Origin of the sequence: Noviluteimonas caseinilytica (assembly GCF_018406605.1) — a bacterium.
Taxonomy (GTDB): Bacteria; Pseudomonadota; Gammaproteobacteria; order Xanthomonadales; family Xanthomonadaceae; genus Noviluteimonas; species Noviluteimonas caseinilytica.
On record NZ_AP024545.1, the window covers coordinates 2,710,001 to 2,728,280 of the forward strand.

Genomic DNA, 18,280 nt, shown 5'->3' on the forward strand with positions numbered 1-18,280 from the left:
GCGCACCCACTCGCATTCAATCCATCGGGCATCCCACCAAGGAGAGGTCCGATGACCCGCGATCCCCGCATGCTTCTGCTCGCCATCGCTGCCGGTGGCCTCCTCGCCGCGCCCGCCCTCGCATGGGCGCAATACGGCAAGCTCGATCCGGGCCTTTACACGATCCAGGTTGACTGGACGCATATCGGCGCCAAGCCCGCCGCGGGCTACTGCCTCATCCACGGCAACAACGGCAACGGCGGTCCCGAACGCTTCCTGTGGAACATGCCACAGGGCGACATCGGGTGGTGCCAGTTCCAGACGCGCCAGCAACTGCTCGACAACGGCCAGGCCGTGTATCGCCTCAACGACGCGGGCTTCTTCGGGCAGCAGGGCGAACGCGCGTACGTGATCGTCAACCAGCGATCGGGGGAATGCCTGCACTACGACCGCGCGACCGGGGATGTCTATTTCACGGCGCGGGGCTGCGATCCGATCCACGGCAGCAATTCGTCGATCTGGTTGGTCACCGGCAGCTGGACGGTCACCGACTCGCCGCTCAAGCCCTTCCTCAACCCGACGGCGTGCCTGATCTTCTCCAACAACGGGTACGACCGCGTGCCTTCGGTGTATCGCTGGCAGAACGCGCCGTCGGACAACCAGTGGTGCGGCCTGGGCTCGGAGGCCTCGCTGCGCGCGACGGGGCAGGGCCTGTTCATGGTCCGTCGAATGATCGAATAACGCGCCTCAGCCATCCCGCCGCAACGACCAGAACCCGATGTCCCGCCGCGTGCGGAAGCCGATGCGTTCGTACATCGATTTCGCACGCGTGTTCTCGTGGCTCACGTGCAGGAACGGGCGCAGGCCTTTCGCCAGCAGGTCGTTGGTCAGCATCGCCATCAGGCGCCGTGCGTAGCCGTGCCCGAGGAAATCCGGGTGCGTGCACACGGCGCTGATTTCGCGCGACGTGCCCGAGCCCATGCGCTCGCCTGCGATCGCGGCCAGGCGCCCGTCGCGATAGATCCCGAAATACCGCCCCATGTCCATCGTGCGCGGGCGGAAGTAATGCGGATACACGAGCGCGGTGAGGTCCAGCACGTCCTGGCGATGCGCTTGGCCGAGCGGCAGGATCTCCGGCCCATCGACGGCCTCCAGCGGCGCCTCGCACACCATCTGCGCGAGCTGCGCGAACGCGTGCAGGTACGCCCCGTCATGCCGCCGCGGTGCGATGCCGAGCAGCAACACGGTTTCCGCCGGCGCCAGCAACGTCGCAATCGCTTCGCTCGCATCGGTGCCGGCGTCATCGACGGCGAAGAACGGCGCAACCTCCGGCGGATACCGCATCGCACCGGGAGCGCGCAGCGCAAGGTCGCGATGGATCGAATGCAGCGCCGAAAAAATCGGTTGGTCGAGGTCGTCGGCCATCGTTCACTCCGTCGCAGGCGACGACCAGTCCAGGCGCACCGCACCGGCGGCTTCGTCATGCACCGTCCAGCCCAGGCGCTGCGCGAGGCGATCGAGCAACGCGCCGGCACCGCCGCGGTCGCTGCGCGCGGACGCATCGGTCGTGCTGCTGCCGGCGCCGTCGATCCGGAAGCCCGTCGCGTCGGCATGCACGCGCAACACGCCGCCGGCGGTCGCGGCCTTGCGCATCAACCCGCGCATCAGCAGCAAGGCCTCGCGGCGCGGCGCCCGCAACACGCCTTCGGCATCGATGACCACTTCCGGTGCCGCCGGCCGCCCGGCGAATGCCGCGTCCGCCGCCTCGTGCATCAGCACGCGCAGGTCCAGCGACTCCATCGTCAACGGCGTGCGCCGCGCGATGCCCAGCAAGGATTCCAGCAACCCGCTCATGTCCTGCAACGCCCGTTGCAGGCGCTGCAAGCGGGCAAGGTCGCCGTTCGCGTGCGTCGGTGCATCCAGCATCACTTCGGCCACGCCCTGCGCCACGGTGATCGGCGTGCGCAATTCATGGCTCGCATCGGCGAGGAAGGCCTGCTCGCGTTCGTCGGCTTCGACCAGGCGGCCCTGGTACGCATCGACCGCGTGCGCGATTTCCCCGAGCTCGTCGTCGCTCACGCCTTCGGCCAGGTGCGAACGCACCGGCCGGACGGGCAGGGCATGCACGCCGGCCGCCAGCCGCGCGAGCGGCTGCAGCGCGGAGCCCGACAACATCCACCCCAGCCAGCCCGCGAGCCCCGTGCCGACCACGATCATCGCGGCGAGGAACATGCGCAGGTGGCGTTCGAGTTGCTCGATGTCGCGCAGGTCGATGACGAACGCCAGCCGCCCGGCACGCGTATCGAACACGCCGACATGGACGCCATCTTCCAGTTCGTGCACGCCGGGGCCCTTCGACAGCAGCGCCGGCGGCATGTCCGGCGAATCCACGTGATAGCCGCTCAACCGATGCGTCTGCGGCAGCGTGGCCGGCAAATGGTTCGCCAGGCGCAGCCCGTAGTCGTCGGCCTGGCCCTGCAGGATTTCGCCCGCGATGATGTGCTCGTAATCCTCGGTCACCGTGTCCACGGCCAGCGAGAACAGCAGCGACAGCGCGAAGCCAACGGCGGTGGTCGCCAGCGTCACGCGTCGTCGCAACGACATCGGCACGCGGGGGGGTGCGTCGCTCATCCGGCCTCCAGGCGATAACCGACGCCACGCACCGACTTGATCAACGCGGTCCCGAAGGGCCGGTCGACCAGCGCACGCAACGCATGGATGTGGGTATGCAGGGCCGCAAGGTCGCCGGCGTCTTCGTTGCCCCAGGCCGCGCGCATCAATTGCGCATGCGTGCTCACGTTGGGCGCGTTGCGCAGCAGCGTCGCAAGCAGCGCGCCCTGCGAACGCGACAAGGGAATGCGGCGGCCTTCGCGCACGGCGGCCATCGCGCCCTGGTCGTAGGCCAGGCCGCCGACGTTCGGTGGCACGCCCGCGGACGGCGTGGCGCGCTTGTGCAACACGTTGAGCCGCGCCTCGAGTTCGCGTAGCGCGAACGGCTTGACCATGTAATCGTCCGCGCCTTCGTTGAAGCCGCGCACGATGTCATCGAGCGTATCCCGCGCCGTCAGCATCAGCACCGGCACGCCGTGGCCCGCCGCGCGGAGCTGGCGGCACAGGTCGAGCCCGTCGAGCTTCGGCAAGCCCAGGTCGAGCACGATCGCGTCGAATCCGCCGGCCAGCGCGCGCGCCAGGCCGCTCGCGCCGTCGGCGCAATGGTCCACGACGTGCCCGCGCCGTTCCAGGAAATCCCAGAGATTGGCGGCGATGTCGTGCTGGTCTTCGATGAGCAGGACGTGCATGCGCGAAGCCTAATGGCGGACGCCGCGCACAGGTTAACGGAATCCTGAGACAGCGCTGAGGATCGATTACGGCCCCGGCCGGAGCATGGCGGCATGCAGACGCACGCCCACCACGCCCATCCCCTGTACGAACGATTCCGCCCGCTGGCCTGGTTCGGCATCGGGTATCTCGCCCTCTGCGCCCTGACGCGCCTGGGGCTGCTGGTCTACACCGGCGCCGGCGTGCCCGCCGATCCGCGCCTGTGGCTGTATGCGTTCGGGGTGGGGCTGGGCTACGACATGCTCGCCTTCGTCTACCTGGCCTGGCCGCTGGTGCTGGTGCTGTGGCTGCTGCCGCGGCGCTGGCTGGCGCACCGGTCCGGCACGATCCTCGTCGGGACGCTGTGCCTGGCGATGCTGTTCGGGATCCTGTTCGTCGCGATCGCCGAAGGCACGTTCTGGCAGGAATTCCAGTCGCGCTTCAACTTCATCGCGGTCGATTACCTCGTCTACACCAACGAAGTGATCGGCAACATCCGCGAGTCCTATCCCGTCGGCTGGATCCTGGCGGGCCTGGCCCTGCTGGGCGGCGTGCTGTTCCATGCCACGCGGCGCTGGCGCATGGTGCGCCACGACACCGCCCATTTCGGCGAACGCACCCGCGTGGTCGCGGTGTGGCTGGTGCTCACGGTGCTTGGCACGTGGGTGGTCACGGGCGACCTCAAGGACCGCACCGCCAACACCTACGTCAACGAACTGGCCGGCAACGGCATCTACCAGTTCTTCGCCGCGTACCGCAGCGCGTCGCTCGATTACGACCGCTATTACCGCACCGTGCCGCTGCCCGAAGCGTTCGCCGTCGTGCGCGATGCGTTGTCGACGCCCGACGCGGTGTTCGACGAGAAAACCGGCATCGCCCGCCGCATCCACAACGAAGCGCCCGAACGCCGCCTCAACGTCGTGCTGATCAGCGTCGAAAGCCTGTCGGCCGAATTCTCCGGCACCTACGGCCGCGTGCCGTCGCTCACGCCGCAGCTGGATGCGATCGCGAAGGACAGCCTGGTCTTCGACGATCTCTACGCCTCCGGCACGCGCACCGTGCGCGGGCTGGAAGCGCTGGCGCTGTCGGTGCCGCCGACGCCGGGCGAATCCATCGTCAAGCGAGAGAACAACGAAGGCCTGTTCTCGCTCGCGCACGTGTTCAACGCGAAGGGCTACACGTCGGAGTTCCTCTACGGCGGCTACGGCGCCTTCGACAACATGAACGCGTTCTTCGGCGCCAACGGCTACGACGTGCACGACCGCCAGGACATCCCGAAGGACAAGGTCCACGCCGCCAACATCTGGGGCGTCGCCGACGAAGACCTGTACACGCTCACGCTCGACCGCTTCGATCGCGCGTACGCGGCGCACAAGCCGTACTTCGCGCACATCATGACGACGTCCAACCATCGTCCGTACACGTTCCCCACCGGCCGCGGCCCGTGGCCGCAGGGCAAGCGCGACAGCGCGGTGGCCTACACGGACTGGGCCATCGGCGACTTCCTGCGCCGTGCGCGCACCAGGCCGTGGTTCAACGACACGATCTTCGTCATCACGGCCGACCATTGCGCCTCCAGCGCGGGCAAGGCCGCGCTGCCGGTGTTCCGCTACCACATCCCGATGTGGGTCTACGCGCCGAAGCACATCGCGCCCGCGCACTTCACCGAGCGCATGTCGCAGATCGACATCGGCCCGACGCTGCTCGGCTTGCTGGGCATGGATTACGACAGCCAGTTCTACGGCCTGGACGTGTTCCAGCGCCATCCCTCGCAGGCACGCGCGTTCGTCGGCACCTACCAGTTGCTCGGCTACCTGCACGGGGATCGCCTCGTGCAACTCGGGCCGCATCGCAAGGTGGACACGGTGAGGCCGTCGTTCGTGCTCGACCAGGGCCAGCCGGTGGAAACGGAGGATCCGCGCGCGACGCTGGAAGCGATCAGCTTCTACGAGACGGCGGCCTACCGGTACAAGAACGGCCTGATGCGCACGGCGCAATAGGCGAATGACCACGATGCCCGGATGGCTCGACGAAACCGCTGAACTGCTCTGCATCGTGCTGGGCCTGTACGTGGCGCTGGGCCTGGCGAGCCGCTTGCGGCCGACGTGGTCGAAGGCGTTCACGGCGCGGCGCCTGTTCTGGATATTGCTGCTGCTCGCCGGCGTCGTGCTGGCGCAGATCAGCGAAGAAGCGATCGGCGGCGGCAGCAAGGCCTTCGATTCGGCGGTGTTGCTGGGCGTGCATCGCGTCGTGCCGGCGTGGATGGTCCAGGCCTTCGGTGCGATCACGCTGACCGGCTCGGCGACGTTCCTGCTGCCCGTCGTGACGTTCGTGACGGTCGTGCTGGCGTTGGGCGGGCGTCGCTTCGATGCCATGCAGGTCGCAGCCACGGCGCTCGCCGCGGCGCTGGTGGTCTATCTCGCGAAGGGCGCGTTCAACCGTGCGCGTCCCACGCTGTGGGACACGCAGTGGTACTGGGGCTCGAGTTTCCCCAGCGGCCACACGCTCGAAACCGCGGCGATCGCCACCGCGGCGTGCCTCGTCATCGGCCGCGCGTGGCCGGCGCACCGCACGCTCGCGCTGTGGCTCGCGGTGGCCTGGGTCGCGTTGGTCGGCGCATCGCGCCTCGTCCTCGGCGTGCATTGGCCGACCGATGTGTTCGCCGCGGCGTGCGCCGGATTGCTCGTCGCGATCGGCGTTGAATTCGCATTGTCCGCGGCGTGGCGCGCAGCCGGCCTCACGCCGCCGCCGCGTGCACGCGCCGCCCACGCCGACACCTTGATCGGCGCCCCCGAGGACGAAACCGCTTGAACGACACGATGCGCAATGCCGTCGCCAAGGTCCCCGCCGTCACCGCGGGGTTCTGGCTGATCAAGATCCTCGCCACCACGCTCGGCGAAACGGGCGGCGATGCCGTCACGATGTCGATGGGCCTGGGGTACCTGGTCGGCACGGCGATCTTCGCCACCATCTTCGCCGTCGCGGTGGGTTGGCAGATCCGCGCGCGCGAATTCCATCCCTTCCTGTACTGGACCACGGTGGTCGCCAGCACGACGGTGGGCACCACGCTCGCCGATTTCGCGGACCGCTCGCTCGGCATCGGCTACGCGGGCGGGACCGCGCTGCTGCTCGCGCTGTTGCTGGCATCGTTGTGGTCGTGGCGGCGCACGCTGGGCTCGGTGTCGGTGGAAAGCGTCGGCGACACGCCGTCGGAATTGTTCTACTGGATGACGATCATGTTCTCGCAGACGCTGGGCACCGCGCTCGGCGACTGGCTCGCCGATACCGCGGGGTTCGGATATCTCGGCGCGGCGGTGGTGTTCGGCGCGGCGTTGCTGGTCGTGCTGTTCCTGCACCTGCGCACGCAGGTGTCGAAGACCGCGTTGTTCTGGGCGGCCTTCATCCTCACGCGGCCGCTCGGCGCGGTGGTGGGGGACTTCCTCGACAAGCCCGTCGCCAAGGGCGGGCTGGACCTGAGTCGCTACACCGCGTCGGCCGTGTTGCTGGTGGCGATCGTCGCGATGATCCTGCTGCTGCCGCAGAAGCCGGCGCGCGTGACCGCGTCGGCCTGATCCGCGTCAGCCAACGCCCGCGCGACGGGCGCGCATCGGTTCGGCCTGCAACGGCGCAGCATCCGGCGCGCGATATTCGAAGCGCACTTCGCGCATGCCTTCGGGCACTTCGGGCAACTGCGAGTCCTTGCCCGTGCAGCCGTCGTAGAGGCGGCCCGTCATGCTCATCACCATCATCTGCATCAGCGTGGCCGACGGATCGTCCTGGCTGCGCCGCGTCAGCACGCGGTCGCGCATCGCGAACGTGGTGACGACATCGTCGACCTTCGTGGTGGCCAGCACGCCGTCCTCCGGATCCGGTGCATCCGCCGCCAGCACTTCGATCGGCGGCGGATCCCAGCACGCACCGCTGCTGCCGATGTCCAGCGTCGGGAGCAGGGTGTGGGCGAAGGCTTCGATGTCGCGGCGCACCTCGTTGCGCGAGGCGTGGTCGGCCAGCGCGCTGTAGCGGAACTTGATCGCGTACAGGCGATCCACCGCCACCACCATCGCGGAGTTGCGATGCTGGCCTTCGTACGTGTATTCGAAATCGGTGGCGAACGTGGTGATCGGGACGTTCGTGTCCTTGTTGACCTTGCGCTTCACGACCGACGTCGCCAACGGCTTGATGTCGCCGGTGCCGGTCTTGCTGAGCCACGTGTCTTCCAGCGTGCGGCGTTCCATCTCGGCGAACTTCGGCAGGTCGTCGTCCGACACCACGCCCACGGGATAGAAGTACACGTCGATCCAGCCCGCGTTGTCGCCCTGGCGCGCAAAGCGCACCGACACGCCCGCGGCCTGGTCGTCGTAGCGATGCTCGCCGACGAAGCCCCAGTCGCCCACCTTCAGCGGATAGACGATGTGCGATTCGCGCAGCATGCCGCCGAGGAACGGGACGTCCTTCGCGTCCTGCGCCTTGTCTTCCGCCGCCATCGCCCCCGTCGCCGCCAGTAACGCCACCAGCAGCACGACGCCTGCGCGCCGCGCGATCCCCTGCCGTTCCATCGCCTTCCCCCGTGGAGTCCTAGATACCCGAACGAATCGATTCCAGCGCCTGCACGAACGCCTCCGGACCGATGCCGATCATGCCTTTGTACGGTTGCGACAAGTCCCAGATCATGAAAAGCACCAGCCCCGCGTACGTGGAATACGCACCCACCAGCGCGAGGTGCTTGCGATCGGCCTGGTGCACGAACATCACCGCACCGATCAGCACCAGCCCCACGATCGCCGCGAACCAGAACTCGAACGGCAACGCGGCCGAATGGTAGCCGCGCACCTGGCGCAGGCGCTGGATCTGCAGCACTTCTGCGTGGATGGAGCTCGCGAGCAGGGATTGCCGGCGATTGCCGGGTTCCAGCGCGAGGGAGGCGTCGAGCATCGTGCGCCATGCGCGCCAGCCTTCATCGCTGACTTGCGCCTGCGCTTGCTGCCGCGGCCAGTCGCGCTCGACCACCGCGTGCATGTAGGCCTCGGCGGCGCGTTGCAACTGCGGCGCACCGCCGTAGCGCGCAGCGTCGTACCAGACCTGTTCGACCGCGGCGGCTTCGGCCTGGATGCCGTTGCGCAGGTCGTTGTCCTGCGCCACCACTTGCCCGAACACCAGCCCGAGGATCAACCCGTGCAGCACGCCGATGCGCGCGGTGACTTCGCGTCCGAGCTCGCGCGTTTCCGCCGGTTGTTCGTGCCCGTAACGCCGCCGCATGAACGCCGACGGCAACGCCGCCGCGAGGAACGCCAGCACGATGAAGGACAGGGCGATGGCGAGGGTCGTCAGCATGCGCGGGCGCCCTCCGTGGGCGGGTCAGTCCAGCAACTGCAGGACGTTTTCGGCCGGCCGCCCGATCACCGCGCGGCCTTCGTGCACGAAGATCGGACGTTCGATGAGGATGGGGTTGGCGTGCATCGCTTCGAGCAGCTCGTCTTCCGACAACGCGGGATCGGCGAGGCCGAGCTCCTTGTAGACCGTCTCCCCGGTGCGCATCAGGCCGCGCGCGGGCAGGGCGAGCATGACCAGCAACTCGCGGAGTTCCTTCACGGAGGGCGGCTGCTGGAGGTACTCGATGGTCTGCGGCGTGATCCCGCGATCGGCCAGCAGCACCAGGCCGCCGCGCGACTTGGAACACCGGGGGTTGTGGTAATACCGCGTGCCGGATTTCATGCCGGCATAGTAAAAGCCCCAGCCGCCCCCTGCACAGGCCTCCCCCATGCTCGCCATCGCGCTCGCCGCCGCCCTGTCCACCGCCACCCCCGACGCCACGCGCCTCCCCGAAGGCACCTGGTGCTACGCGCTCACCGCCACGAAGGACGGCGCGTCCCAGGTGGTCGGCCATACCTTCCAGTCGCTCGAGCGGACGACGCACGCCGGCAAGCCCGCGATCGAGATCGTGGTCCACCAGCGCATGGGCGCGAAGTTCGACATGCGCGATGTGTTCGTCCTCGATGCGAAGACGCTGCGCCCGTTCGAAGTCACCAACACGCGCTTCGGCAAGCCGCACGTGCGCGATGTGTACGCCGGCACCGGCGTCACCGAAATGCGCTGGGATGACGCGGGCAAGGAAACGACGTCGAACAAACCGCTCGCCAAGCCCGTGTGGGAAGGCAACCTGTTCGGCCTGATGTTCGCCGCGCTCCCGCTGCGCGCGGGGGACGAATACGCGATCCCGTTCTTCCAGTACGACAAGGGCGAAGGCACGTTCGACATCAAGGTCACCGGCGAACGCGACATCGACACGCCGCTGGGCAAGCGCCACGCGATCGTGCTGCAGGCGGGGCCGACGGGGTCGCAGGCGGAGTACCTGATCGGCGCGAAGCCGCGCATCGAACTCGGCTACACCGCCGGTCCGTTCGGACAGGCGCTCGCCCCGTCGTGCGCGGCGTTCGAAGCGGCGACGAAGTAGGCGGATAATCCGCGCGTCCCCCGGAGTCCAACGCATGCCCGCCGTTCCCGCCTGTCCGCAATGCTCGCTCGACAACACCTACGCAGACGGCGCGCTTTACGTCTGCGCCGACTGCGGATTCGAGTGGGCGGCCGATGCGCAGGACGCGGAGGCGGGCGCGTCCGCCGTCGTGCGCGACAGCAACGGCAACGTGCTCGCCGACGGCGACACGGTGGTCGTCATCAAGGACCTGAAGGTCAAGGGATCGTCGATCCCGCTCAAGCAGGGCACGGTGATCAAGGGCATCCGCCTGGTGGCGGACGACCCGGACCACATCGAAGGAAACTCCGACAAGATCAAGGGCCTGGTCCTGAAAACGCAGTTCCTGCGCAAGGCCTGAGCCCGCGGCCGAGGCAGGCCCTGCTGCATCGCGGCATGACCGTAAGCTGGCCCTGCGGCGGGGGGCCGCTTGGGGGATCCATGCACAACTTTTTCTGGGGCGCGCTGATCATCGCGATCGGCCTGTTCAACGGGCGCTCCGTGTTCCTCGGGGATTTCAGCGTGCTCAGCGTCGTGTTCGACGCGCTCGGCCTGTTCTGGGTCGGGCGGGGCGTGCTCGACGTGCGACGAGCACGCGTGGCGGCCTCGCCGGCGACGGATTCGGAGACGGCCTGAGGCGCGCGGTCAGTGGCGCACGTCGAGTGGCACGTCGGCCACCGCAAGCCACGTCCACGCAGCGACCACCGAGGCGAACAGCGCGACGAGCACACCGGCCCAGTGCGACCAGTGCCATTGCGCGACCGCGAGCCACAACACCAGCGCACCGAGCGCGAGCGCGGCGAGCCAGCGCGTCCACGACGGGCGCAGGCGTACGACCGCGCCGCAGCGGTCGCACTGGTCGGCGAACCCGCGCGAGAACAGGATGCGTCGGCGCGAAATGGACTGCGCGCTGCAGTTGGGGCACGGCTGGTTCGGGGGCATGCGTCCTCCGGGGGGGCCCAGACAGTGTGGGGGGCGCATGCGTGATGAAGGCTTTGACGCGGCGGCACGGCCGCTTCTTTCGATCCTTGATCAGGCAATCCTGCGCGAGGCGGGCAGGCGTCGCGCGAAGTCGATGACTGCGCGCGCGCAGGCCTGGGGGGGCGGCTTGCAACAACAGGTGCGGGCCGGCGATGTCAACCAACGTGCAGTCGGGGAGCGACGTACGCAGCGATTCGCCGGCTGCGCGCGAAACGAGACGGTCGCGGCGGCCACGCAGGTAGAGCGTCGGGACGCGGATTCGATCCAGGTGCGCCGAGGCATCCACGCGCAAGGCGGCGTGGCTGCGGCGACGCAACACCGTCGGTGCGACACGCTGCAACGTGGTCGACAACGCATGGATCTGTGCGGGCGTTGCGTCATCGCCCAGCAACCACCAGCGCAACAACGCCCGCGGCGCGTGGTGCACCGGCGCGATCGGCAGGAGCGGCGACAAGGCGCTCAGGACGCGCGTCGGAAACCGAGCGAACGTCGTCGACAACACAAGGCCCGCGAGGTTCGCGGGCTGGCTTGCTGCAATTGCGAGCGCGATCGGCCCGGAGAACGATTCGCCCAGCAGCACGAAGGGGTCTTCGGCTGGCAGCGCATCGCGGACGAACGCTTCGAGTGCAGCGTGGTCGAGGAAGCGATCCGTCGGATACGCGATCACCCGCGTCGACGAGAACGCACCGTCCAGCGCAACCAGGAAATCGCCATGCAGCGCCCCGGTGCCGTCCAGGCCGGGCAGCACGATCAGGTGCAGCGGATTGGCGGCGGCACCGCTCAGTCGCGGAACCCGGTCTGCTGCGCGATGGCGATGCCCAGGCCGATCAGCGTGCAGCACAGCAGCGCGAGCAACGTCCCGGCCCAGGCCATCACGAGGCGTCCCGATCCGCCCCCATGCTGCTGCACGTGCGCCCGCAGCACCCACGCCAATGCGACGACCAGGCCTGCGGGCACGAGGAAGCGCGCGATGTTCGGCGTGGCGATCGTGGTGACATAGCCGAGCGCCACGGCGCCGAGGCATGCCACGTAGAACCGCCGCCGTGGCGATGCGAGCAGCCTTTCCTGGATGTGCATCGGCGTTCCCCGGATCCCTGCCGGCGATGATGCACTGAACGCCGACCCCATGCCCATGGCCAGTGCAAGGGCATTGGTGCGTTTGCCCTCGATGTCCATGCGTCGAGGTTTTCCATGAAACACATCCGGATCGTGCTTCTCGCCGCTGCGCTCCTCGCGCCCGCAACGTTCGCGCAACAAGCCGGCATCACGCGCATCGACGTCGGCCGAAACGACCTGGAAATTCCCGGCCGCGAACTCATCCAGGTACGCGTCGCGTTCGCGCCGGGCGCTGCGTTCGGGCGCCACTCGCATCCGGGCGCGGAGGTGGCCTACGTGTTGACGGGCACGCTGCAGTACCAGTTCGATGGCGAGGAACCGCGCACGCTGAAGGCCGGCGAAGCCTTGTTCATCCCGGCCGGCACCATCCATTCGGCGAAGAACGTCGGGAAGGTGGAAGCGACGGAGCTGGCGACCTACGTCGTCGAGAAGGGCAAGCCGGTCCTCATGCTGGCGCCAGACCGATGATCAGGCCCGACGCGGCGCCGTGGTGCGCCGCGACGCCGTCGGCTTCGCCTTCTTGTCGTACCAGGTGAACGCCTGCGCCGGCAGCGACACCTTGTTGGCGTCGTCGCCCTGCATGTGCTGTTCGATCCACGCCGCTTCCTTCTCCACGCCCAGCGCCTGCGCGATGCCGGTGAGCAGGGTCTTGCTGGTCTTGCGCGCGGTGAGCGGCATCACGGTGAACACGCGCTGCTTCCAGTCGAAGGTCCAGCACGCGCGTTGCACGGTCTTGCCGCGGACCATGCGCGCACCGCCGTGGAAATTGAGCCGGTTGCATGCGCCGGGCATGTCGTCGGTGAGCACGATCGTCGTGCCGTCCTTGCGTTTCGTGCTCGCAATGTCGGCCGCCCGCGCCAGGGGCGCGAGGGCGAGGAGCACGGCGGCGAACACGAGGACGCGCAACTGCATGGAGGCCGGGGGCGCCTGGAGGGCTGGACGAAAGCGTACCCCATGGATTCGCAAAGGCGGCACAGGGTTGCGTCCCGTGCCGCCATCGCGCCGCTCAGCGGCCGAACGCCCCGTACAGGTAACGCCCGCTGCCGTCCGGCCGCGCCAGTCCGTCGAAATCATCCGCCGGCGCCACCAGCGCCGTCGGCAGCACGATCGCCGGGACGAACTGCTGGTCCGGTTGGAACGGATGCAGCGCGTTGCCCGGATCGGCCAGGTGGTAATCCGCGCGCAACAACGTCGGCAACCCTTCGCCGCTGGCCGAATCCGTCAGCATCGGGAAGGCCGCCGCATCGATGCTGATGATGTTGTGCGCGCCGCGGATCCGGTTGTCCGCGCCCGGCGAACCGCCCATCGAGGCGATGTCGCCCCCACGTCCGCGTCGTGGTTGTGCCAGAAAATGTTGAAGTACACGTGCGCCGTGCTGTCCTGCACCGCGAGGCCCGCGCCTTCGTTGTCCGCCACCGTGTTGTTGAGGATCGTCACGAAGTTGCGGCCGTTGTTGCCGTTCGGCCCCGTGCACGTGTCGCCGCAGTTGCCGTCCACCAGGATCGCGCCCGTGCCGAAGTTGCGCACCACCACGTTGTTGTAGACGTAGCCGACGTTGTACTGGTCGAGGAAGATCGCCGAACCGGCCTTCGTCGTGCGGTTGGCTTCGAACCAGTTGCTGCGCACGACCAGCAGCGCCACCGACGCCGCGCCGCCGCGATCGTGCTGCCCGATCAGGCCCGCGCCCACGCCGTAGTGGTCGCCGTCGGACACCGTGTCGTTGCCGAAGAACACGTTGTGGTGCACGTCGCCGTTCATGCCGATGGCCAACCCCGCGCCGTGCGGCAACGACGGTTCGTACAGGCGGTTGTTGCGAATGATGTTGTGGTGCACGTTCGCGACCAGGCCCGTCATCGTGAGCACCGTGCCGAAGCCATCGTTGGCGCCGGTGGCCTGGTCGATCGAGCCCAGCGTCTCCGTCGCGCCGCCGATGTTGATGCCGCCGCCGTGGTGGCCGCCGCCGTTTTCCTCGACCAGGTTGTTCGCGATTTCCAGCGCGACCGTCCGGCCGCCGCCCGCCTCGATGCCGCCGCAGTCGGTGCGCGCCGTCGGCGTGGTGCAACCGTTGTGGTGGACGTGGTTGTTGCGCAGCGTGATGCGTTCGTTGGCGTCCCAGGTCGTGACATCGATGCCGCGATCGTTGCTGCCGGTGACCACGAAGCCGTCGATCGTCAGGTCGATCGGCGCCTCGGCGTGGATCACGTGATCGTCGGCGTTGGCGGGCGTGACCGTGGCGGGCCAGGCGAGCGGATCGCGCGCGGTGAACACGCTGTTGAAGCCGCCCACCAGGATGTGCCGGCGCTGCATGCCGAGGTTGACGTTCTCGCGATAGCTGCCGTTGGCGACGCACACGACCGTGCGCGTGCTGCCCGCCGCGGTGATGGCCTGGCCGATCGTGCCGTACGGGTTCGCCTTCGTGCCTGTGCCGGTGGCGCCCGCGCGGACGAACAGGATGCTCCAGCCCGACGGCCGCGTCGCATCGTTGATGCAGCCGTAATCGAGATACCCGTTGCCGCCGATCCCGGCGCCGACGACTTGCGCGGCGGGCACCGCGATCGCCGCCTGCCGGCCGCCCGTGCGCATCGTGCGCGGCGGTTTGAGCGCAGCGGTCGCCGGTGCCGCGCCCGCGATGCGTGGTGCGGCGACGGGCGCAGGCGTCGGCCGCGGTGTCTCACGGCTGGGGCAGGCGGCGAGGGTGGCGATCGCGAGCGTGCACGACACGCCGCGCAAGGTCGGCATCAGTTGCATTGGTTCGCTCCCAGCGTCGTGTGCGCGGTCCGTGCCGTGACCACCAGGACACCGGGCGTCCATCCTCCAGCGCCGTTGTCCTGCAGGCGCACCTGGTAATTCGGGCGCACCGCGGCCGGGATGTCGTCCGTCCATGCAACCGCCTGGTTGCACAACGCACTGCCCACGAGCGGCGTGGCCGTCGTCGCGCTCAGCGCCAGGCTGCCGCCCGTGAGCAGGTTGGCGGCACCGGTCACGTGGTGCGCGACGTTGGCGCCGGGATACGTGAACTCGTCGAGCTCGACTTCGTTGTCGCCATACCCGGGGGTCGGATAGCCGCCCCACAACGGTTGGTTCCAGTTGTTCGTGACGAAGTTGCGGCGCAACTCGATCTGCTCGCCCTTGTAGGTGTTCCAGTGGAAGGGCTGTGCGTTCGTCAGCGTGCCGGTGGCGCTGGTGACCTGCACGGCGTTGTTGACGGCGACGTAGCGCCCCCAGAATGCCTCGGGCGTGCGCCGTCGGATCACGCCGTAGTCCTTGCCGTTGGCGATCATGTGGAAGTCGACGTTGTTGGCGTCCAGCACCAGGTGGCCGTCGTAGAAGTCCCACGAGTTGGCGTTGTCCAGGCAGCAGGAGAACAACGTCGCGGCGCCCGCGCTGGTGTTCTTGTTCAACTCGGTCAGCACGGTGTTGAAGTAGAACCACAACTTGCCGCGGCGTCCGTCGATCGGGCTGTTGTCCGAGCCGAAGTGCACCATCGAGGCGCCCATCGTCTGCACGTGCACCTTCGAATCGCGGCGGAAGATGTTGCCGTACATGTAGCTGCCGGCGTCGTACTTCTCCCAGTCGCGTTCCATCTGCGCGCGCAGCGCCGGCGTCACTGACCCCGGGCTCTGGTCGGCCAGCAGGTTGAAGAACCACGGGAACACCGACGGCCGGAAGTCCTCGATGTCGATCAGGTCGATCGTGTGCGCACCGTTCTCGAAGTAGTTGTAGCGCACCAGTTCGCCGACGGTGCGCATCTTCAGGTCGTTGCCGTTGGAGGCCTCGTCGTTGTCGATGGTGCCGCTGCCGTCGATGTCGTAGCGGATCGGGTTGCCGAAGTAGTTGTACTGGACGACGAAGTTGACGCCCTGGATGTAGGCCTGGTGCACGTTGTAGTCGTCGACCAGCCCGTTGTCGTGGAACCAGTTGGCCTCCAGCAGGAAGTTGCGCGTGAGGTAATGGTCGCCGCCGTAGTCCAGGCCGCGGCTGATCACGTAGACGCCCACCGGGCAGAACGCGAACTCGTTGTCGCGCAGGGTGACGTTCTGCGCGCGCGACACGTACAGGCACCCGGTGTGCGTGTTGTACAGGTGCGACAGGTTGTCCATGCCGATGTAGCCGGCCGCGTGGCTGGCGCCGGAGTAGGGCGGCAGCATCGCGCCGGTCAGGTTGAGGCCTTCGACCGCGATGTTCCGGATCCCGCTGTCGCGCGCGATGGCCACGATGCCGCGGTTGACCGTCGAATACTCCTCGGCCGGCGTGCCGATCAGGCTTTGCAGCGCGCTGCTGTTGCGCACGCGCGCGCCGATGCCGTTGATCTTCGGGCGCGCGCCGTTGGCGTCGCGCACGCCGCACACCTTGATGTCGCTGGTGACGATGAAGATGCGCTCGTTGTACGGCGTCGACTTTGGCAGCACGCGCACCATCGTGTGCGGCGACAGCGATTCCCACGGCACGTTGGCCAGGCTGGTGATCGCAGCGCCAGGCCCGACGTCGATGACGGTGGTGTTGAAGTTGGCGTTGTCGGGATCGGCGGGATCGCAGTTCGCGAGCGTGCGCGACTCGCGCAGGCCCGGGAAATCCTGGCCGGTGAAGCCGGTGGGCACGACCGGGACGGGCGCCTGGTTGCGGCCGGTGCGCATCGTGCGCGAGGGCTTGGCGGCGGTGGCCACGGCGCTGGCCGTCGCGGGCGTGGGTGTTTTCGGTTGCGCGCGCTGCGCCGGTTTGGCGTTGCAGGCCGCCAGCAATGCAGCGCTGGCCAGCACGGCGGCCAGCGATTTTGCGATAGACGCGTTCACGTGACGCTCCCCGTAGGCAATGGATGTCGTGCGACTCGCCCCGATCCGTGGCTTGCGCCAAGGGCGATTCGTTTGCTCGACACCATCGGCCCCACGGCAGACACGCACGCCGTCGATGGTCTGGCGCGGATGCAGGCCGCCAGCGGGGGGGATTCTCTCCAGATCGGCACGACAAGGAAAGCCGCGCGATGCGCAAGTTGCGATGCAATGCACAGGTGGACGCAATCGGGTAGGCGTCCGGTTGACGCGGGGTGTCAGCTAGCGACGCGCAAGGTCGCGGTGTCGGGTGCGGGGCGTTCGGGAAGTCCGTTGCGTTAGGCTGTCGCGTCGGCGCGTGCCGCCAGGGGAGAGGTCCGTGGGCTACAAGAGCTGGGTGCTGATCGCGCTGGCGGTCGTTGGATTCGCGTCGGGCGCGGTGGATCAGTATTTCTATCCGGGCCAATTCATGCCGCCTTCGACGCTGGCGGCCACGCTGGTCGGCGTGGTGCTGATGTTCGCCTGGTATCGCCTCGATGCGAACCAGCGCGGGATTGGGCGCACGCCGTTCCTCGACGTCGGCGTCGTGCTCCTGGCGATCGTCGCGTTGCCCATCTATTTCTTCCGTTCGCGCGGCGCCAAGGGCGGCTTCGTCGCCAGTGCGGTTTTTCTGGTGGCGATGATCGGCTACGGCGTGCTCGGGATCGCGGGGCAATACGCGACGTATTACGGGCTGCAGGCTTGAGGCGTAGTCGCTTCCACTGATGAGCATGGCGCGCGCTTCGGCGCGTCGGCGGCGGTAAGATCTCGCCGCCTGTCCGACCTGCAGGAATCCTCCCCATGTCCGCAAGATTGGTTGTCCTGCTTGTCGCCCTGATCGCCGTCGGCAGTGCCACGGCACAAACGGCCCCGAAACCCGCGCCGACGAAAGTCATGATCGTCGGCACGTTCCACCTGGACAATCCGGGGCGCGATGTCTTCAACGTGCAGGTCGACGACGTGCTGGCAAAGAAGCGCCAGGCGGAACTGGCCGACGTCGCCGCGTCACTCGCGAAGTTCGCGCCGACCGAAGTCATGGTGGAGTGGCCGTCGGCCACGACCGACGAGCAGTACGCAAGCTTCCGCGCCGACAAGCTGCCGCCTTCGCGCAACGAGGTCGTGCAACTGGGCTTCCGCCTGGCGGCGCTGCGCAAGCTGCCGCGCGTGCATGGCATCGATGCGCCGGGCGAATTCCCGTTCGATCCGGTCAAGGACTACGCGAAGACCCACGCCATGTCGCCGCGCCTGGACGCCGCATTGGCCGGCGCCGGCAAGGAAGTGCAGGTGCTCAGCCAGCGCGTGCGCGAGGGCAGCATCGGCTCGGTGCTGCGCTACATGAACGCGCCCCCGCGCGCGCTCAAGAACCATGGCTTCTACATGGACATGCTGCGCTACGGCGACGGCGACACGCAGCCCGGCGCCCGCCTGGTCGGTGCGTGGTATGCGCGCAACCTCGCGATCTGCGCGCGGCTGCTGCAGGCGCTGCCGGAAGGCGGGCGCGCGGTGGTGTTCTTCGGCGAAGGGCACGCGTATCTGTTGCGCCAGTGCATCGTGGAAACGCCGGGCGTCGAGCTGGTCGAGGCGAACGATTACTTGCCGAAGTAGGTCGCCC

General features: G+C 68.2%; 22 protein-coding genes and 1 pseudogene. 10 read left to right on the forward strand and 13 right to left on the reverse strand.

Annotated features, from left to right (window positions below; all coding sequences use genetic code 11):
- The first annotated feature begins 51 nt into the window (after nt 1–51).
- Nucleotides 52–720 (forward strand): hypothetical protein, encoded by a 669-nt coding sequence (locus tag LYSCAS_RS13070; protein WP_213434463.1) that lies wholly within the window; start codon nt 52–54, stop codon nt 718–720.
- 6 nt (nt 721–726) lie between these two features.
- On the opposite strand, the gene LYSCAS_RS13075 is transcribed toward LYSCAS_RS13070, so the two are convergent.
- Genes LYSCAS_RS13075 through LYSCAS_RS13085 form a run of 3 tightly spaced genes read right to left on the reverse strand, consistent with a single transcriptional unit; the run spans nt 727 to nt 3,278 of the window.
- Nucleotides 727–1,404 carry a GNAT family N-acetyltransferase gene (locus tag LYSCAS_RS13075; RefSeq protein WP_213434464.1) on the reverse strand — a complete coding sequence of 226 codons (678 nt, stop codon included), beginning with the start codon at nt 1,402–1,404 and terminating at the stop codon, nt 727–729.
- Nucleotides 1,405–1,407: 3 nt separating this feature from the next.
- Nucleotides 1,408–2,610: a sensor histidine kinase gene (locus tag LYSCAS_RS13080; RefSeq protein ID WP_213434465.1), complete on the reverse strand. Its 1,203-nt coding sequence runs from the start codon at nt 2,608–2,610 to the stop codon at nt 1,408–1,410.
- Nucleotides 2,607–3,278: a response regulator transcription factor gene (locus LYSCAS_RS13085; RefSeq protein ID WP_213434466.1), complete on the reverse strand. Its 672-nt coding sequence runs from the start codon at nt 3,276–3,278 to the stop codon at nt 2,607–2,609. Before LYSCAS_RS13085 ends, LYSCAS_RS13080 begins: the two co-directional genes overlap by 4 nt.
- 93 nt (nt 3,279–3,371) lie before the next feature.
- Here LYSCAS_RS13085 and LYSCAS_RS13090 point away from each other — a divergent pair, with 93 nt between their 5' ends.
- Genes LYSCAS_RS13090 through LYSCAS_RS13100 form a run of 3 tightly spaced genes read left to right on the forward strand, consistent with a single transcriptional unit; the run spans nt 3,372 to nt 6,869 of the window.
- Nucleotides 3,372–5,297 carry an LTA synthase family protein gene (locus tag LYSCAS_RS13090; protein WP_213434467.1) on the forward strand — a complete coding sequence of 642 codons (1,926 nt, stop codon included), beginning with the start codon at nt 3,372–3,374 and terminating at the stop codon, nt 5,295–5,297.
- A 4-nt stretch (nt 5,298–5,301) separates the two neighbouring features.
- A complete protein-coding gene (locus tag LYSCAS_RS13095) occupies nt 5,302–6,108 on the forward strand; it encodes a phosphatase PAP2 family protein (RefSeq protein ID WP_213434468.1) in 807 nt (268 codons plus the stop codon).
- On the forward strand, nt 6,105–6,869 hold the full coding sequence (locus LYSCAS_RS13100) for a COG4705 family protein (RefSeq protein ID WP_244858543.1): 765 nt from the start codon (nt 6,105–6,107) through the stop codon (nt 6,867–6,869). The genes LYSCAS_RS13095 and LYSCAS_RS13100 overlap by 4 nt, the downstream gene beginning before the upstream one ends.
- Before the next feature lie 6 nt (nt 6,870–6,875).
- Here the strand turns inward: LYSCAS_RS13100 and LYSCAS_RS13105 are convergent, their stop codons facing one another.
- From LYSCAS_RS13105 to arsC, 3 genes are read right to left on the reverse strand one after another with little or no spacing between them, the layout of a single operon-like run.
- Nucleotides 6,876–7,853 carry a hypothetical protein gene (locus tag LYSCAS_RS13105; RefSeq protein WP_213434469.1) on the reverse strand — a complete coding sequence of 326 codons (978 nt, stop codon included), beginning with the start codon at nt 7,851–7,853 and terminating at the stop codon, nt 6,876–6,878.
- Between the two features lie 19 nt (nt 7,854–7,872).
- Nucleotides 7,873–8,628, reverse strand: a complete 756-nt coding sequence (locus tag LYSCAS_RS13110) for a bestrophin-like domain (RefSeq protein ID WP_213434470.1) — start codon at nt 8,626–8,628, stop codon at nt 7,873–7,875.
- Nucleotides 8,629–8,652: 24 nt separating this feature from the next.
- Nucleotides 8,653–9,009, reverse strand: coding sequence for an arsenate reductase (glutaredoxin) (gene arsC / locus LYSCAS_RS13115; RefSeq protein ID WP_213434471.1), 357 nt, complete (start codon nt 9,007–9,009; stop codon nt 8,653–8,655).
- A 46-nt stretch (nt 9,010–9,055) separates the two neighbouring features.
- Here arsC and LYSCAS_RS13120 point away from each other — a divergent pair, with 46 nt between their 5' ends.
- From LYSCAS_RS13120 to LYSCAS_RS16040, 3 genes are all read left to right on the forward strand, one after another.
- Nucleotides 9,056–9,748 carry a DUF3108 domain-containing protein gene (locus tag LYSCAS_RS13120; protein WP_213434472.1) on the forward strand — a complete coding sequence of 231 codons (693 nt, stop codon included), beginning with the start codon at nt 9,056–9,058 and terminating at the stop codon, nt 9,746–9,748.
- A gap of 34 nt (nt 9,749–9,782) precedes the next feature.
- On the forward strand, nt 9,783–10,127 hold the full coding sequence (locus LYSCAS_RS13125) for a zinc ribbon domain-containing protein YjdM (protein WP_213434473.1): 345 nt from the start codon (nt 9,783–9,785) through the stop codon (nt 10,125–10,127).
- Nucleotides 10,128–10,207: 80 nt separating this feature from the next.
- A complete protein-coding gene (locus LYSCAS_RS16040) occupies nt 10,208–10,402 on the forward strand; it encodes a hypothetical protein (protein ID WP_213498438.1) in 195 nt (64 codons plus the stop codon).
- Nucleotides 10,403–10,411: 9 nt separating this feature from the next.
- Here the strand turns inward: LYSCAS_RS16040 and LYSCAS_RS16045 are convergent, their stop codons facing one another.
- The 3 genes and pseudogenes from LYSCAS_RS16045 to LYSCAS_RS13135 form a co-directional block, all read right to left on the reverse strand.
- Entirely contained in the window at nt 10,412–10,708 is a 297-nt protein-coding gene (locus LYSCAS_RS16045) for a hypothetical protein (protein ID WP_213498439.1), read from the reverse strand.
- Between the two features lie 205 nt (nt 10,709–10,913).
- Nucleotides 10,914–11,588: pseudogene (locus LYSCAS_RS16190) on the reverse strand (alpha/beta fold hydrolase); the annotation flags it as partial.
- Nucleotides 11,528–11,824: a hypothetical protein gene (locus LYSCAS_RS13135; protein ID WP_213434475.1), complete on the reverse strand. Its 297-nt coding sequence runs from the start codon at nt 11,822–11,824 to the stop codon at nt 11,528–11,530. The gene LYSCAS_RS13135 and the pseudogene LYSCAS_RS16190, both read right to left, overlap by 61 nt.
- Nucleotides 11,825–11,938: 114 nt before the next feature.
- On the opposite strand from LYSCAS_RS13135, the gene LYSCAS_RS13140 reads away from it, so the two are divergent.
- Nucleotides 11,939–12,331, forward strand: a complete 393-nt coding sequence (locus tag LYSCAS_RS13140) for a cupin domain-containing protein (protein ID WP_213434476.1) — start codon at nt 11,939–11,941, stop codon at nt 12,329–12,331.
- On the opposite strand, the gene LYSCAS_RS13145 is transcribed toward LYSCAS_RS13140, so the two are convergent.
- From LYSCAS_RS13145 to LYSCAS_RS13160, 4 genes are all read right to left on the reverse strand, one after another.
- Nucleotides 12,332–12,775 (reverse strand): hypothetical protein, encoded by a 444-nt coding sequence (locus LYSCAS_RS13145; protein WP_213434477.1) that lies wholly within the window; start codon nt 12,773–12,775, stop codon nt 12,332–12,334.
- A gap of 94 nt (nt 12,776–12,869) precedes the next feature.
- Nucleotides 12,870–13,091, reverse strand: coding sequence for a hypothetical protein (locus tag LYSCAS_RS13150; protein ID WP_213434478.1), 222 nt, complete (start codon nt 13,089–13,091; stop codon nt 12,870–12,872).
- A complete protein-coding gene (locus tag LYSCAS_RS13155; RefSeq protein WP_213434479.1) occupies nt 13,085–14,611 on the reverse strand; it encodes a hypothetical protein in 1,527 nt (508 codons plus the stop codon). The genes LYSCAS_RS13150 and LYSCAS_RS13155 overlap by 7 nt, the downstream gene beginning before the upstream one ends.
- A complete protein-coding gene (locus LYSCAS_RS13160) occupies nt 14,602–16,653 on the reverse strand; it encodes a hypothetical protein (protein WP_213434480.1) in 2,052 nt (683 codons plus the stop codon). Before LYSCAS_RS13160 ends, LYSCAS_RS13155 begins: the two co-directional genes overlap by 10 nt.
- Nucleotides 16,654–17,008: 355 nt before the next feature.
- Here LYSCAS_RS13160 and LYSCAS_RS13165 point away from each other — a divergent pair, with 355 nt between their 5' ends.
- Together LYSCAS_RS13165 and LYSCAS_RS13170 are read left to right on the forward strand one after the other, a co-directional pair.
- Entirely contained in the window at nt 17,009–17,374 is a 366-nt protein-coding gene (locus LYSCAS_RS13165; protein WP_213434481.1) for a hypothetical protein, read from the forward strand.
- Nucleotides 17,375–17,469: 95 nt separating this feature from the next.
- A complete protein-coding gene (locus tag LYSCAS_RS13170; protein ID WP_213434482.1) occupies nt 17,470–18,273 on the forward strand; it encodes a DUF5694 domain-containing protein in 804 nt (267 codons plus the stop codon).
- Nucleotides 18,274–18,280: the final 7 nt, after the last annotated feature.